13 protein-coding genes are annotated in these 14,569 nt (G+C 74.4%); 6 read left to right on the top strand and 7 right to left on the bottom strand.

The window, feature by feature from the left end; genetic code table 11:
• Positions 1-39: 39 nt before the first annotated feature.
• Complete coding sequence (locus AC3X7R_RS04160; protein WP_489964310.1) at positions 40-1,359, top strand: HNH endonuclease; 1,320 nt, start codon at positions 40-42, stop codon at positions 1,357-1,359.
• A 686-nt stretch (positions 1,360-2,045) separates the two neighbouring features.
• Here the strand turns inward: AC3X7R_RS04160 and AC3X7R_RS04155 are convergent.
• Genes AC3X7R_RS04155 through AC3X7R_RS04145 form a run of 3 tightly spaced genes read right to left on the bottom strand, consistent with a single transcriptional unit; the run spans position 2,046 to position 4,895 of the window.
• Complete coding sequence (locus tag AC3X7R_RS04155) at positions 2,046-3,521, bottom strand: carboxyl transferase domain-containing protein (RefSeq protein WP_489964295.1); 1,476 nt, start codon at positions 3,519-3,521, stop codon at positions 2,046-2,048.
• A 37-nt stretch (positions 3,522-3,558) separates the two neighbouring features.
• Positions 3,559-4,101 (bottom strand): RNA polymerase sigma factor, encoded by a 543-nt coding sequence (locus AC3X7R_RS04150; RefSeq protein WP_489964294.1) that lies wholly within the window; start codon positions 4,099-4,101, stop codon positions 3,559-3,561.
• Complete coding sequence (locus AC3X7R_RS04145; protein ID WP_489964293.1) at positions 4,098-4,895, bottom strand: SDR family NAD(P)-dependent oxidoreductase; 798 nt, start codon at positions 4,893-4,895, stop codon at positions 4,098-4,100. Before AC3X7R_RS04145 ends, AC3X7R_RS04150 begins: the two co-directional genes overlap by 4 nt.
• A gap of 50 nt (positions 4,896-4,945) precedes the next feature.
• Here AC3X7R_RS04145 and AC3X7R_RS04140 point away from each other — a divergent pair, with 50 nt between their 5' ends.
• Positions 4,946-6,349, top strand: coding sequence for a serine/threonine-protein kinase (locus tag AC3X7R_RS04140; RefSeq protein WP_489964292.1), 1,404 nt, complete (start codon positions 4,946-4,948; stop codon positions 6,347-6,349).
• Positions 6,350-6,366: 17 nt separating this feature from the next.
• Here AC3X7R_RS04140 and AC3X7R_RS04135 read toward each other — a convergent pair whose 3' ends face one another.
• Both AC3X7R_RS04135 and AC3X7R_RS04130 read right to left on the bottom strand, forming a co-directional pair.
• Positions 6,367-7,044, bottom strand: coding sequence for a hypothetical protein (locus AC3X7R_RS04135; RefSeq protein ID WP_489964291.1), 678 nt, complete (start codon positions 7,042-7,044; stop codon positions 6,367-6,369).
• A gap of 43 nt (positions 7,045-7,087) precedes the next feature.
• Positions 7,088-7,723 (bottom strand): hypothetical protein, encoded by a 636-nt coding sequence (locus tag AC3X7R_RS04130; RefSeq protein WP_489964290.1) that lies wholly within the window; start codon positions 7,721-7,723, stop codon positions 7,088-7,090.
• A gap of 37 nt (positions 7,724-7,760) precedes the next feature.
• On the opposite strand from AC3X7R_RS04130, the gene AC3X7R_RS04125 reads away from it, so the two are divergent.
• Positions 7,761-9,389, top strand: coding sequence for a bifunctional 3'-5' exonuclease/DNA polymerase (locus AC3X7R_RS04125; RefSeq protein ID WP_489964289.1), 1,629 nt, complete (start codon positions 7,761-7,763; stop codon positions 9,387-9,389).
• 3 nt (positions 9,390-9,392) lie between these two features.
• On the opposite strand, the gene AC3X7R_RS04120 is transcribed toward AC3X7R_RS04125, so the two are convergent.
• A complete protein-coding gene (locus AC3X7R_RS04120; RefSeq protein ID WP_489964288.1) occupies positions 9,393-9,863 on the bottom strand; it encodes a PPOX class F420-dependent oxidoreductase in 471 nt (156 codons plus the stop codon).
• Between the two features lie 62 nt (positions 9,864-9,925).
• On the opposite strand from AC3X7R_RS04120, the gene AC3X7R_RS04115 reads away from it, so the two are divergent.
• Both AC3X7R_RS04115 and AC3X7R_RS04110 read left to right on the top strand, forming a co-directional pair.
• Complete coding sequence (locus tag AC3X7R_RS04115; RefSeq protein ID WP_489964287.1) at positions 9,926-10,072, top strand: hypothetical protein; 147 nt, start codon at positions 9,926-9,928, stop codon at positions 10,070-10,072.
• Positions 10,073-10,076: 4 nt separating this feature from the next.
• Entirely contained in the window at positions 10,077-11,003 is a 927-nt protein-coding gene (locus AC3X7R_RS04110) for a hypothetical protein (RefSeq protein WP_489964286.1), read from the top strand.
• Here AC3X7R_RS04110 and AC3X7R_RS04105 read toward each other — a convergent pair.
• A complete protein-coding gene (locus AC3X7R_RS04105; protein ID WP_489964285.1) occupies positions 10,964-12,844 on the bottom strand; it encodes an LTA synthase family protein in 1,881 nt (626 codons plus the stop codon). The genes AC3X7R_RS04110 and AC3X7R_RS04105 overlap by 40 nt on opposite strands.
• Before the next feature lie 104 nt (positions 12,845-12,948).
• On the opposite strand from AC3X7R_RS04105, the gene AC3X7R_RS04100 reads away from it, so the two are divergent.
• Positions 12,949-14,466 carry an amidohydrolase gene (locus tag AC3X7R_RS04100; protein WP_489964284.1) on the top strand — a complete coding sequence of 506 codons (1,518 nt, stop codon included), beginning with the start codon at positions 12,949-12,951 and terminating at the stop codon, positions 14,464-14,466.
• Positions 14,467-14,569 lie beyond the last annotated feature (103 nt).

Here is a 14,569-nt window from a genome sequence, read left to right as displayed (position 1 = left end):
CGTCACCCAAGTCATGAGACATGAACCGTCACCGATGTCCTGACCCAGAACTGTCACCAATGTCCCGAGACATCACACTGGGACGCCGAGACCGGCCCCGCGGCACCCACGCCGCCCGACGGGCCCGAGGCCTGGTCCACCGAGGAGCTGTCGGCGCTGGCGAGCAGCCTGGCCGAGGTCGGCGCCGCCCCGACCCGCACCTCGGAGTGCCTGGCCCAGGTCGAGGCCCTGGAGGCACTCAAGGCGGCTGCGGCCGCCGCTCAGGTCAGGGTCACCGCCGCCTTCGCTGCGCGGGAGCGTCGCCGCGCCGCCCTCGAGCCGGTGATCGGCAGCCAGCTCGGGCTGGCGCGGCGGGAGTCACCGGCCCGCGGCCGCTTCCTGGTCGGTGCGGCCACTGCGTTGGTCGAGGAGCTCCCGAGGACCCTGGCGGCGCTGGAGCGTGGCGAGCTGACCGAGGAGCGCGCCCTGCTGATCGTCCGGGAGACCGACGACCTGAGCCGCGAGGACCGCACCCGGGTCGACGCCGACCTGTGGACGGGCACCGGGGCCGGCTGTGCGGCCACCCTCGGCACCGACCAGCTGCGCGAGCTGGTCCGTCGCCTGGTGATCGCCGCCGACTCCGAGGCGGCGGCCCGGCGGATGGCCCGTGCCCGCGCCCGCCGTCACGTGGCCGGCAGGCTGCTGGGCGACGGCACCGGGCGGATCACCGCGGTGGTCCGCTCCGAGCACTACGGGCCGGTGATGAAGGCACTCCAGGAGGCCGCCGCCTCCGCCCGGGCCGCCGGGGACCCGCGGACCGCCGACCAGGTCCGCGCCGACGTCCTGGTCGAGCGGGTCACCGGCCTCGACCCGGCAGCCCCGCCACGGATCGACCTGCGGCTCGTGATGAGCCTCTCCAGCCTGTGGGGCGACTGCGACGAGCCGGGCTGGGTCCCGGGGTCGGGCCACCTGCCGGTGGAGGTCTGCCGCCAGCTGCTGGGGGAGGCCTTCGAGCGGCACGCGGTCACCGTGCGTCGCCTCTTCGCCCTCCCCGACGACGGGCAGCTGGTCGCCATGGAGCGCCCGAGCCGCTGCTTCGACGGGTTGCTCGCGGAGATGATCCGGCTGCGCGACGGCGGGACCTGCCGGACGCCCTGGTGCGACGCCCCCATCCGGCAGCTCGACCACGTGGTCCCAGACCGCGAGGGTGGCCTGACGAGCTTCGAGAACGGTCAGGGGCTCTGCGAGGCCTGCAACCAGGTCAAGGAGGCACCCGGCTGGACAAGCTGGGTCGGCTTCTCCGCCGGTGGCCCCGAGATCCGCGGCTTCACCAGCAACGGCCGCACCTATCACGGCAAGCCGCCCCCACTCCCGGTCTGACCGGTGAGCAGTGGAACGTGTTCAACGGGCCCGGCAAGCGAGCACGCCCCGTGCGGGCCGCACTCGTCGCGGCATGTGCGGATGGTGACGCCTGCGGCGTCGAGCAGGGTGCTCCGCGGCCTAGGGCTTGGCGTGCGTCGCATGCGCAGCCAGCGGCCACCAATGGCGGTCACGCAACTCCGCTTCGGCTTCAACCGCGTCGAGCCACATCCCAGGTGCGTCTCGGTGCGGGGGCAACGGGAAGTGCCAGACCGCGAAGTAGGCGTGCGGTGCGGGCCATGGATAGTCGTGAGGCGCTCCGGGCACGTCGTTGCGCACGTATCCCAGCAACCGGGCGTAGTGCCCATCGTTGGTCCCTGTCCGGCGCAGCAGGTCCTCAAGCGGTTCTTCCCATGCCCCATCGCGGATTTCACGGGTTGGGATGTCGAGCCCTCTGCCGTCAGAACGAGCCTCCACGAGAATGCTGTTGCCACGGGTCACTAGGAGTCGGACCAGACAGATGGGTGAAGGAGCGACGGCGGGCACCCCGGCAAGTACGACGTCGGCTCGACCGTGAGCCGGTAGCCACGCAGCACCCTGATGGCTGACGAGTACGCGCTCCGAGGTCGACATTCGACGAACGTAGCGGCTGGTCCGGATGGGTCGGCGCCAGTCGATCGGATCTCGGCAGAGGAGACTGAGGGCGGTCAGCGGATCCGCTGCGCCCGCTCCTCCGGCGTCCCCGGACCTCGGGCGAGCAGGCCGAGCAGCTCGTGCTCCAGCACGGCCCCGACGCGCCGGCAGAACTCGGCGGGCTCGTCGGCGGCGTCGGGGTGCTCGGCGACGATCCGGTCCACGATGCCGAGGCGCTTGAGGTCGAGGGCGCGGATCCCCTGGGCTCGGGCCATCTCCGGGGCGTGCTCGGTGTCGCGGTGCACGATCGCGCTGGCTCCCTCGGGCGGCAGCGGGGAGAGCCAGGCGTGCTGAGCCGCGACCACCCGGTCGGCGGGCAGCAGGGCGAGCGCCCCGCCACCGTTGCCCTCGCCCAGCATCAGGCAGAGGGTGGGGGCCTCCAGGGTGACCAGGTCCTCCAGGGACCGGGCGATCTCCCCGGCCAGCCCGCCGTTCTCGGCCTCGGCGGAGAGCGCCGCCCCCTGCGTGTCGATCACCGTCACCAGGGGCAGCCCCAGCTCGGAGGCGAGCCGCATCCCGCGGCGGGCCTCGCGCAGCGCGCCCGGTCCCATCGGGTGGTCGGTGGTCTGGCCGCGGCGGTCCTGGCCCAGGAAGACGCACGGCGCCTCGCCGAACCGGGCCAGCGCGAAGAGCAGCCCGGGGTCGCTCTCGCCCTGGCCGGTGCCGTTGAGCGGGATCACGTTGGTGGCCCCGTAGCGCAGCAGCCGGCGCACCCCGGGGCGGTCGGGACGGCGCGACCGGGTGACGGCGTCCCAGGCGTCGATCTCGCCGACCTCCTCCTCGGCGGGGTCGGGGGCCGTCGGCAGCGGGGACCGTGCCCGCTCCAGGATGTCGAGCGTGCGACCGAGGATGTTGCGCACCCCGGCGGGCTCGATCACCCCGTCGACGATGCCGCGGGCGTAGAGGTTCTCCGAGGTCTGCACGCCCTCGGGGAACGGCTTGCCGTAGAGCGCCTCGTAGACCCGCGGGCCCAAGAAGCCCACCAGGGCGCCCGGCTCGGCCACGGTCAGGTGGCCGGTGGAGCCCCAGGAGGCCATCACCCCGCCGGTCGTGGGGTGGCGCAGGTAGACCAGGTAGGGCAGCCCGGCGGCCTTGTGCGCCGCCACGGCCTCGGAGATCCGGACCATCTGCACGAAGGCGGCCGTCCCCTCCTGCATCCGGGTGCCGCCGCTGGCGGGGGCGCCGAGCAGCGGGAGCCGTTCGGCCGTGGCGCGCCGGATCGCCGAGACCAACCGGTCGGCGGTGGCCCGGCCGATGGAGCCGGCCAGGAACGAGAACTCGCCGAGCACGACGGCGACCCGGTGCCCGTCCAGCCGCGCCTCGCCGGTGATGACGGCCTCGTCGGCGCCCGACCTCTCGCGGGCCCGCGCCAGCTGGTCGGCGTACGCCGGGTCCACCTCGCCGCGGTCGGGCGGGGTGTCCCAGGAGGACCAGGACCCCTCGTCCAGCACCAGATCGGCGAGCTCGCGGGCGGAGAGGCGTTCGGTCACGGGCCGAAGGCTATGCCAGGCGGGCCGTGACGCCGCCTCAGGCCTGGTCGCGCAGCAGCGGCCGGGCCAGCTTCCGGCCGTGGTGGATCTGCGCCTTCACCGTCCCGAGCGGGACGCCGAGCTGGGTGGCGATCTCGTCGTAGGCGAGCCCGTAGACGTCGCGCAGCACCAGGGGCTGCACGAAGGCCGGGTGCTCGGCCTCGATGGTCTCCAACGCCTCGAGGAGGTCCAGCCGGGTGCCGGCGATCACGCTGGTGGTGCGCGGGTCCGGCTGCTCCAGCGGCACGATGTCGGTGGGCGTGGCCCGGCTCTTGAGCCGACGGTACGTCGTGCGCGCACTGTTGAGCGCCACCACGTGCAGCCACGTCGTGAAGCGGCCCCGCCGGTGCCATTGACCGAGCTTGCCGGCGAGGCTGATCAGCGCCTCCTGGCAGGCGTCCTCCGCGTCGTCGGAGTAGGGCAGCACCCCCTGGCAGAGCCGGAGCACCCGGGGCCGGACCTCGCCCAGCAGCTGCTCCATCGCCGCCCGGTCGCCGTCCTGCGCCCGGCGGGCGAGATCGTCGATGTCGTCGGGCGTCACTCCGGCTCGGCCATCCGGCGGTGCAGGACCGACTTCGCCCGGTCGGGCAGCACCTTGCTGGCCGCCTCCTGCACCCGGGTGCGCCACCCGCCCCCGACCACCCGGGACTCCCCGGACATCAGGGCCTCGAAACCCTGGTGGGCGACCTTGGCGGGGTCGTCCTTGGCGCCCTTGGCGACGGGGGTGTCCTCCATCTCCGCGCGCTCGAAGAACTCGGTGTCGGTGGGCCCGGGCATCAGCAGGGTCAGCGAGACCCCGGTCTCCTTCAGCTCCTCCTGGAGACCCTGGGTGAAGGACTGCAGGAACGACTTCGACGCGTTGTAGGTGGCCTGGAAGGCGCCGGGCATCTCCGCGGCGATCGAGGAGGTGACCAGCACCTTGCCGTGGCCGGTGCGGACCATCTCGACCAGCACCACCTTGGCCAGCTGGACGGTGGAGACGATGTTGAGCTGGATGATCCCCAGGTCGTGGGCCAGGTCGGTCTCGACGAAGGGACCGCCGTGGCCGACGCCCGCGTTGAGCGCGACGGCCTCCAGGGGACGACCGGTCTCGCGGACCGCGGTCATCAGCTCGCTCACCCCGTCGGGCCGCCGGAGGTCGACCTGGACCGCGCGGACCTCCGCGCCACCGTCGCGCAGGGTCTCGGCCGCCTCCTCCAGGGCCGGGTCCTCGGCGGTCACCACGAGGTCGAAGCCGTGGTCGGCGAACTGGCGTGCGAGCTCGAGGCCGATGCCGCTGCTCGCGCCGGTGACCAGCGCCAGGGGCTTGGCCGGTGCGGTGCTGGGCTCGTTCATGCGCGGCTCGTACCCCGCGGGTGCCGGGTCATGCTGCCAGACTGTCGCCGATGTCCCAGCCCTCCCGCCTCGGTCGCTACCCGGTGCGCCGTCGACTCGGCGCCGGCGCCTTCGCGACCGTCTGGCTGGCCCACGACGAGGAGCTCGACTCCCCGGTCGCGATCAAGGTGCTGGCCGACAACTGGGCCGGCGACGCGCACGTGCGCCGACGCTTCGTGGAGGAGGGGCGCTTCCTGCGCAAGGTCGACTCCCCGTACGTCGTCCCCGTCTACGACGCCGGCGAGCTGGACGACGGCCGCCCCTTCCTGGTGATGGCCTACGCCGACCGGGGGACCCTGGCCGACAGGCTCGCCGAGGGGCCGCTCCCACGCGAGGAGGCCGTCCGGGTGCTGACCGAGGTCGGCGCCGGGCTGCAGGCGCTGCACGACCGCGGCGTGCTGCACCGGGACGTGAAGCCGGGCAACGTGCTGCTCCGCCACGACGAGGGGGCTGCGGCGGGGGTGCGGGCGATGCTCGCCGACCTGGGCCTGGGCAAGGAGCTCGACGTCTCCTCCAGGCTCACGGTCATCGGTGGCACCCCGTCGTACGTCGCCCCGGAGCAGGCCCGGGGGGAGGGGCTCGACGCGCGGGCCGACCTCTTCTCGCTCGCCGCACTGGCCTACCTGCTGCTCGCCGGCCGCCCGGCCTGGTCCCACCAGTCGCTGACCATGGCCGCCGACCCGCCGCCGCTGCCTCCGATGGGCGGCGGTGTCCCGCCGGCGCTCGAGCAGGTGGTGGCGCGCGGCCTCGCCGCCGACCGCGAGCAGCGGCAGGAGTCGGTGGCCGACTTCGTCGCCGAGCTCCGTCGGGCCGCGACGGACGACCCGACCCTGCAGCAGCGCACCCACGAGGAACCGGTGAGCGAGCCGGCGAGCGAACCCGTGCGGAGCTCCCGGCACCTGCTCCGCGCGGGGGCTCTCGCCGTGCTCGCGCTGGGAGTGGGGGCGCTCGCCGGCTGGGTGATCGCCGCCGCGACCGAGGGTGAGGCCCGGGTCGAGGACGCCTCAGGAGAGCTGGGGGTCACGGTGCCCTCGTCCTGGCAGGCGTCCGTGCAGGACGGCGGCTGGACGCCGCCGGGGGCGGGGTCGTCCCAGCCGGCGCTGTCGGCCGGGACCGGCGATCAGTGGCGCACCGACGGGACGGGCGTCTTCGTGGGCATGCTCGACCGTGACGACCTCCCGGCCTCGCTGCCGGGCCACCCGGAGTGCGGCAGCAGTCCGGAGCCGACGGTGGAGGGCGAGCCCGGCGCCGAGACGATGACCGCCGTGCACCGCGACTGCCCGGGGGCGGCGCCGGTCGTCCTGGAGCACCTCGCGCAGCTCGGCCCCGGCCGGCAGCTGTGGGTGCAGGTGCGCAGCGAGGATGCGGACGCCGCCTGGCGGGTCCTCGACTCCGTGGGTCTCCGTCGGCCCTGAGGTGTCCTGACCCGTCCTCAGCCGACCCAGCTGCGCTCGCGGACCTCGACCCTCGCGCCGTCGTCGGTGATCACCACCCACGGGGCGGCCTGGGTGGGGTCCCATGCCTCCTTCCAGGGCGCGCGGTGCTGGAAGACCGTGTAGCCCGGCAGCACGTCGTGACTCTGCGTGGTGACCGGCACCACGGTGCCGTCCGGTCCCTCGATCGAGACCGTCACCCGGCCGGGCGCGGCGCCGAGCAGGGTGTCGTACCGGTAGCCGCCGTAGAGGTCGATCCCGTCCGGCGCCTCCTCCTCCTGGGGCCAGAGCACCGGGGCGATCTGGAAGATCCGGTCACCCTTCAGCAGGCCGAGGGAGAGGGCCGCACCGCCCTCCTTGTCGCCGAACGGGACGGCGTAGAGCACCTGGGGGAGCCCGTACCGCGTCCCGGCCGGCAGCTGCTCGCCCAGCAGCTCACGGGTCTCCCAGGTGCCGGCCACCGAGAGGTCGCCGACCTTGAGATCGTCGAAGGGCTCGTGCTCGGTGGGCTTCACGGAGGAGGGCGGCGCCGAGGGCTTCCTGGAGGGCTCCGGCTCCGGCTCCGGCTTCGGCGTCGGGTCCGCATGGGTGGCCTCGGGTTCGTCGGGTTCGTCGGCGCAGGCGCTGACGACCAGACCCAGCAGGAGGGCCGTGGTGACGGCCGCGAGTGCTCTCATGCTGGGGTAGACGCGCGCCGCGGCCGAAAGGTTGCCACCGCCGTCACTCCTGGCGCATCGAGGCCGCGACCCGGCGCACCAGGTCGGCGGCACCCTCGGCGTCGCGCACCCGGGCGGAGAGGTTGATCTCGGCCTCGGCGAACGGACTGCCGGCCAGGTCGAGCCAGCGCACGACGAGGTGCCGGCGGTGGCCCAGGTCGTCGACGTAGGTGTAGGTCAGGCCGTCGCCGGAGTCGTCCACGACGTCGACCTCGTGCTCGCGGGCCTTCGTCGCACGGATCCGCTCGGCACGGTGCTCGGCGATGGTGCGCCGCTGGCTGCCGACGTGCTGGACCCGGAGCACGTAGGTGTCCTGCGGGTGGCCGGGCACCTTCCACCGGTACTCGTTCGGCGCGTTCGTGATCCGCTTCCAGCCCACCGGGACCTCGAAGACCAGCCGGGTCGGGCTGCTGCCGAAGGAGGCCTCCTGCAGTGCCACGCCGGTGCCCAGCGCGGGTTGCGGCGGGTCGGCGGTGAGCTCCTCGTCGGTCAGGAAGGGCAGCGGCGGTGAGGCGGCCGGGGCCGGCGCGGCTGCGCCCGACGAGGAACCGGGGCCGTCGACGGCCCGCTGGGTCGCCCACCCCGCGCCGGCGCCCGCGAGCACCAGGGCGGCGGTCGCCGCTGCCGTCTGCCACCTCATGGCCGTCAACGTAGCGCCTGGGTGTCAGGGTGGCCCCATGACCCGGATCGCACTCTCCCGCCTGCCGGGCGAGCGCGTGCTCGCGGTGGCGGGGGAGAGCCGTCACGAGCTGGCGGCCGCCGAGCTGCCGGCATACGTCGCCCGGCGCGAGGCCGAGCGGCCGCGCTGGGTCTGGGACGACACCGCCCGGTGGTACCCGCCGCTGCTCGCCGCCGGGGTCCGGGTGGAGCGTTGCCAGGACCTCCGCCTGGCCCACCGGCTGCTGCGACGGGCGCCGGCGGCGGACCCGGGCCTGCTCACCGGCCCCGAGTCGGCCGTCTGGGACCGGCTCGGTCCGGCCGTCGTCTCCGAGCCGGGGCTCTTCGCCGTCGACGACCCGGCCGAGCACCTGCGCGCCGACCTCGAGGACGCGCGCCAGCTGGCCTGCGTCGCGGCGTCGGCGGAGCCCGCCCGCCTCGGGCTGCTGCTGGCGGCCGAGTCGGCGGGAGCGCTGGTCGCTTCGGAGATGACGTACGCCGGGGTGCCCTGGCGGGCGGAGGTCCACGCCCGGCTGCTGGCCGACCTGCTGGGGCCGCGCCCGGCCGCCTGGTCGCGGCCCCAGCGGCTCGACGAGCTGGCCGCGGAGGTGGGGGAGCTGCTCGGCGTGCGCGGCCTCAACCCGGAGTCACGGACCGAGCTGATGGCGGCGCTGCGCCGTGCGGGCCACGAGGTCCCCGACATCCGCGCCTCCACGCTGCGCGCGATCGACCACCCCGCGATCGAGCCGCTGCTGCGGTTCAAGCAGCTCGCCCACCTCTTCTCGACCAACGGCTGGGCCTGGGCCGACGAGTGGGTCCAGGGCGGCCGCTTCCGGCCGTCGTACCAGCCGGCGGGCTCGAGCACCGGGCGCTGGTCGTCCAACGGCGGCGGCGCGCTGTCGTTCCCCGCCCAGGTCCGTCCCGCGGTCGTCGCCGACGAGGGCTGGACCCTGGTGGTCGCCGACGTCGCCCAGCTGGAACCGCGGGTGCTCGCCGGGATGAGCGGGGACCGGGCGCTGGCCGCTGCGGCGCGCGGCGCCGACCTCTACCAGGGCATGGTCGACTCCGGCGCGGTGCCGACCCGCCAGCACGCCAAGCTGGGGCTGCTCGGCGCGATGTACGGCGCCACCCGTGGCGAGAGTGGCCGGATGGTCGCCGACCTGACCCGGCGCTACCCCGCCGCGTTCGGCCTGGTCGAGGCTGCCGCGCGGGCCGGCGAGCGGGGCGAGGTGGTGCGCACGCTGCTCGGCCGCGGCTCACCCGGGCTGGGCGAGGCCTGGGAGATCGATCCCGACGCGCCGACCCTCGACGCCGAGAGCCAGGCCCGCTTCCGGCGGGCCTACGGCCGCTTCACCCGGAACTTCGTGGTGCAGGGCACCGGGGCGGAGTGGGCGCTCGCCTGGATCGCCGACCTGCGCAACCGGCTCTGGCGCCTCGGCGGTGAGGGCCCGCTGGAGTCGCGGCCGCACCTGGTCTTCTTCCTCCACGACGAGGTGGTGGTGCACACCCCGGCTGCCCTGGCCGAGGAGGTGGTGGCGGCGGCGGGCGACGCGGCCGCCACCGCAGCGAGGCTGCTCTTCGGCGAGCAGGGCGTCGACTTCCCGCTCAGCACCGCGGTGGTGCGCTCCTACGCCGAGGCCGGGAAGTAGCGCTCAGGCCAGCCGGGCGGGGAAGCCGCCGGTGGCGATCGGGCCCCACGCGGTGGGGGTGATCCGGAGCAGCGACTTGCCCTGGTCGACCATCGCCTGCCGGTACTCGTCCCAGTCGGAGTGCTCGCCGGAGATGTTGCGGAAGTACTCGACGAAGGCGTCCAGCGCCTCGTCGCCCGAGGTGGCGTCGAGGACCTCGCAGCTCCCGGTGACCTGGACCCAGGCGCCGTTCCAGTCGTCGGAGACGACCACGACGTCGACCTCGGGGTGGCGTCGCGCGTTCCGGGTCTTCGCGCGCTCCGGGTAGGTGGCGACCACCAGGCGACCGGAGTCGTCGACGCCGCCCGTCACCGGCGAGGCCTGCGGGCTGCCGTCGGCGCGGCGGGTGATCAGCAGGAACCGGTGGCGGGGGCGGACGAACTCCAGCAGCTCGTCGAGATCGACGCGGGTGTTGGTGGCGATCGAGGGGGACATGGGGTCGAGGCTAGTCACTCCTCCGAGCGTGCCCTCTTGTCCCGTGGTCTAGCGTCCATGGGGTGACCCCGGGACTCCTGCTGATCACCGCGTCCGGCACCTCCGCGACGTCGAACCCGACCCTGCACACGCTGATCCTCGGCCTGATCATGGTCGTCGGGACGGCCCTGGGCATGTGGCTGCTGCTGCGCGCGGGTGGGCGTCGGTAGCACGATGCCCGGACGCGACTCGCCCGAGTTCAGGTCGACGTACTTCGCCCTCCGGCTCGGGCTGGTCCTCTCCGCGGTGATGGTGCTGGCGGCACCCCTGGCGGTGCGGGTGCTCGACGGCTCCTGGCCGCCCTCGATCTCCGACACCTGGTACACCGACGCGCGCACGGTCTTCGTCCTCGGCCTCGCCGCCGCGGCCTGCCTGCTCGTCGTGGTCCGCGGGGAGACGCTGACCGAGCAGACCCTGCTCAACGTGGCCGGCGGCCTCGGCTTCCTGGTGGCGGGTGCGGCGTGCTGGCCGAAGGACGCCTCCGGCGAGCCACTGGCCTCGTTCGACCCCGCCGTCGTCCGTCTCAACGAGTACGCCGTCGGGGCGGTGCTGGTGATGGCGCTGCTGGTCCGGGTCGTCGGCGCGCTGCTGCCCTCGGCGATGCTGGACGGCGGGTGGCGGGTGCGGGGCACCGCCCGGGCGGTCCTGGGAGCGGTGGCCCCCGTGCTGACGGTGGCCGGCCTCGTCGTCTTCGTGGCGGCACCGTCGTGGCTCGCCCAGCACGTCCACGAGCCGGCCGCGGTCGTGATGTTCGTGCTGCTGGGCGGGGTGGCGCTGCTGCGCACCACCACCGGGCTCGCGCTCCTGGAGCGGCTCGGCGACACCCCGGCCGACGACTCCCTCGGCTCCGCCCACCTCCTGCTGGCGCGGCGGGGGGAGACGGGGGCGACCCGGCTCGACGGGGTCTACATGGCCCTGGCGGTCGGCCTGGTCGCGGTCGCCGCGCTGGCCGCCGTCCTCGCGGTCGCCGACGCCCGCCCGGGCTGGGTCCTCGCCGTCGAGGCCCTGCTGCTGGGGCTCTTCGTCGCCTTCTGGGCCGTGCAGACCTGGGAGGCCTGGCGCTACCCCTCCGGGACGACGAGCAGCCGGTCCCGGGCGTGACCCTCGCCGGCCACCAGGTCGTACTGGGCGAGCCGGTAGTCGGCGATCAGCTCTGCCCCCCGGTCGGTCAGCTCCCCGCGGCCGATGGGCTCGCCGTCGGGCCGCAGGCGCAGGCCCGGGACCATGGCGGGCACCTCTTCGGCGAGCTCCGTCAGGAGCGCCTGGAGCGGGGTGACCGGCGCGCCGGATGCCTCCAGCAGCACGTTGAGCAGCTGGTGGGAGCTGACCACCTCGGGGACCGGGGTCTCCTCGAGGTCGAAGTTGGCGAAGACCAGGTAGGGGGTCTTGTAGCGGGTCACCCGGTCGTTGCCCTTCCGCACGCTCGCGGGCCAGGCCGAGGCGAGGTGGTCGCCGTAGTAGAGGACGACCGTCCGCTCGTCGAGCGACTCGAGCTGCCGGACGAAGCGGCGCAGGGCGTCGTCGGAGTGGCGCAGCCCGCGCAGGTAGTGGCCGGCCGCCGCTCCCTGCGACCTGGGGAACTCGCCGGTCACCTCGATCGGGTCCTCGTAGCGGCCGTCGTAGGGCCCGTGGTTCTGCATCGAGACGGCGTTGACCAGCAGCGGCTCGTCGGAGTCGCGCACCTCGGCGAGGACCTGGTCGAAGAGCGACGCGTCGCTGACGTAGGTGTCGCTCCCGAGGGTCTCCGCGTGGGTCATGTGGCCCCAGAAGAGGCTCCGCTCGAAGCCCAGGGCCGGGTAGACCTTGTGGCGCTGGTAGAACTCCGGGCTGTAGGGGTGGACGGAGATCGGGGAGCGCTCCGGACGTCCCAGCGAGCGGAGCGCCGAGTCGAACTCGAGCCGTTTGGCGACCACCTGCTGGAACGGCGTCCGGCTCTGCGGCTGGAGCAGGGCGGTGGAGAACTGGGTGAGCACCTCGAACTCGACGTTCGCCGTGCCACCGCCGTAGCCCTGGGAGAGCATGGCGCCTGCCGGCGTCCTGGTCATCAGCTCACGGGTGAAGGGGATGGGGTCCTCGGAGAGCCGGACCCCGTCGAGCCAGGTCGGGTCCGCGAAGGACTCCGCCAGCACCAGCACCACGTTGGTGTCGTCGAGGGCGGCGGGGTCGCGCCGCTGGTTGATCTCGCGGGCGCGCTCCTCGTAGGTGGCCGCGAGGCGGCGCATCGACTCCGCGTCGTAGCCCGCCGGCAGGTTCATCGCCCGGGCGGGCATGTTGTAGAGGAAGGAGGCGAGGAAGCCGTTCTGGTGGGCGTTGGTCCACTGGTCCCACTCGACCCAGTTGGCGCCGAGCGCCTCGTAGGCCCGCCGCGGCACGCTGCGCTCGTCGTTGAACTGGAGCAGCGAGACCAGGACCACCGCTCCCAGCCCGACCCGCAGGACCCGGCCGTCGAGGCGCCGCAGGTCGAGACCCGAGCCGGCCCGGCGGCGCCGCAGCCGCGTCCGGCCGCCCAGGACGGCCAGCAGCACGGCGACCCCGAGAGTCGCGGTGATCACGGTGCTCGGCTGGATCCCGGCGCTCTCCAGCAGGAACCTGGGGTGGCGCAGGTAGACGAGGTCGGTCGGGACGAGCGGCTCCGCCCGCAGGTTCGCCTTCTGCACGTGGGCGATGCCGACCACCGTCAGCAGCATCCCGGTGAGCAGGACCGCGGCGGCGCGCGAGCCGGTGAGCCCGACGAAGAAGGCCACCATGACCGCCACCACCGCGAGGTCGAGCAGCAGCACCAGGGGGCGCAGCTGGGCGAGGTGCGCGGTGGTGCTCTCCACGTAGGGGTGGGTGCGCCCGATCAGCACCTCCAGCGTGAGCACCACCAGCGCGACCAGCACCAGCATGACCGCCGGCCAGACGGCGCGCCGAAGCAGGGCGGCGGGGGGTGTGGGGAGCATGGGGGAGGTCTTCGGATCGACTACGGCGGGAGGTTGGGGGAGCATAAGAGGAAGCCGGCGGCCGTGCCAGCCCGGCGTACGGATCGCGTGGTTAGGGTGCCGACATGACCGACCTTCTCCTGCGCGACGTGCGCCTCGTGCCGGTGCGCCCCGGCGACGACGTGCCGGACCTTCCCGTCGACCTGCGGGTCCGCGACGGCGAGGTGGTCGAGGTCGGTCCGGGACTCGGCCGCGAGGGGGCCGACGAGGTGCCTGCCGACGGGCGCTGGATCATCCCCGGCCTGTGGGACCACCACGTCCACCTCGGGCAGTGGACGCTGGCCAGCTCCCGTCTCGACCTGGGGCCGGTGCGCTCGGCGGCCGAGGCGGTGACGATGGTCGCCGACCGTCTCGAGGAGCTCCCCGGGCACCCGGTGATCGGCTGGGGCCACCGCCCCACCGCGTGGCCGGAGGAGCCCGTCGTCTCCATGCTCGACGCGCTGGACAGCGACCAGCCGATCGTGCTGATCGCCGGCGACGGCCACCACGCCTGGCTCAACTCCGTCGCCCTGCACACCCTGCACCTGCCGCTGCGCGAGGGCGTCGTCTCGGAGCGGGAGTGGTTCGACGCCTACGGCCGCCTCTCCGCGGTGATCGGGGACGACGGCACCGGCCCCGACGCCTACCGCCGCACCCTCGAGCACGCCGCCGCGCTCGGCGTCGTCGGGCTGACCGACTTCGAGTTCAGCGGCGGCCACCGCGACTGGGCCCGTCGGTGGAGCGGCGGAGCCGACCTGCTGCGGATCCGGATGGCCACCTACGCCTCCGGTCTCGACGAGGTGATCGAGGCCGGTCTGCGGACCGGCGACGTGCTCCCCGGCTGCGGCGACCTGGCCCGGATGGGGCCGCTCAAGATCATCAGCGACGGGTCGCTCAACACCAAGACCGCCTGGTGCTGCGAGCCGTACGCCGGCCCCGCGCCGCTCGGCTTCCCGCACGGCAACCCCAACCAGTCGCCCGAGGAGCTCCGGGAGCTGCTGGCCCGGGGCACCGCCCACGGGCTGACCGCCGCGGTGCACGCCATCGGCGACCGGGCGGTCACCGTGGCGCTGGACGCCTTCGAGGCCACCGGGGCCCGCGGCGGCGTCGAGCACGCCCAGCTGGTCCTGCGCGACGACGTACGCCGGATGGCCGCGCTGGGGCTCACCGCGAGCGTCCAGCCGGCCCACCTGCTCGACGACCGTGACGTCAGTGAGCGGCTCTGGCCCGGGCGCGGCGACCGCTGCTTCGCGCTGCGCTGGATGCTCGACGACGGGGTCCGCCTGGCGATGGGCTCCGACGCCCCGGTCGCGCCGCTCGACCCGTGGCTGGCGATGGCGGCCGCCGTGCACCGCTCGGCCGACGAGCGGGAGCCGTGGCACGCCGAGCAGGCGATCACCGCGCAGGAGGCGCTGGCCGCCTCGGTCGACGGCTGGGGCGCCGTCGCGCCCGGCCACCCCGGCGACCTCGTGCTCCTCGACGTGGATCCGCTCGGCGGCACCGGGAGCAGCGCCGAGGTCGCCGCCCACCTGCGCGGGCTGGCCGAGCACGTCGCCGGGACGTGGGTGGCCGGGCAGCGGGTCTTCGACCGCGACCAGGCCTGAGGGACGGCTCAGTCGGCAGGCTGCATCGCGGGGATCGCGGTCTCGAGCCAGGCGATCCGGTCGCGGTACCAGGAAGGGGTTGCGCGAAGACCCTCGCGGATAA

The sequence above is a fragment of the Nocardioides sp. Z22_16 genome (assembly GCF_058134365.1).
The sequence above is the reverse complement of the archived record's forward strand: the minus strand, read 5'-3'. Positions and strand labels throughout refer to the sequence as shown.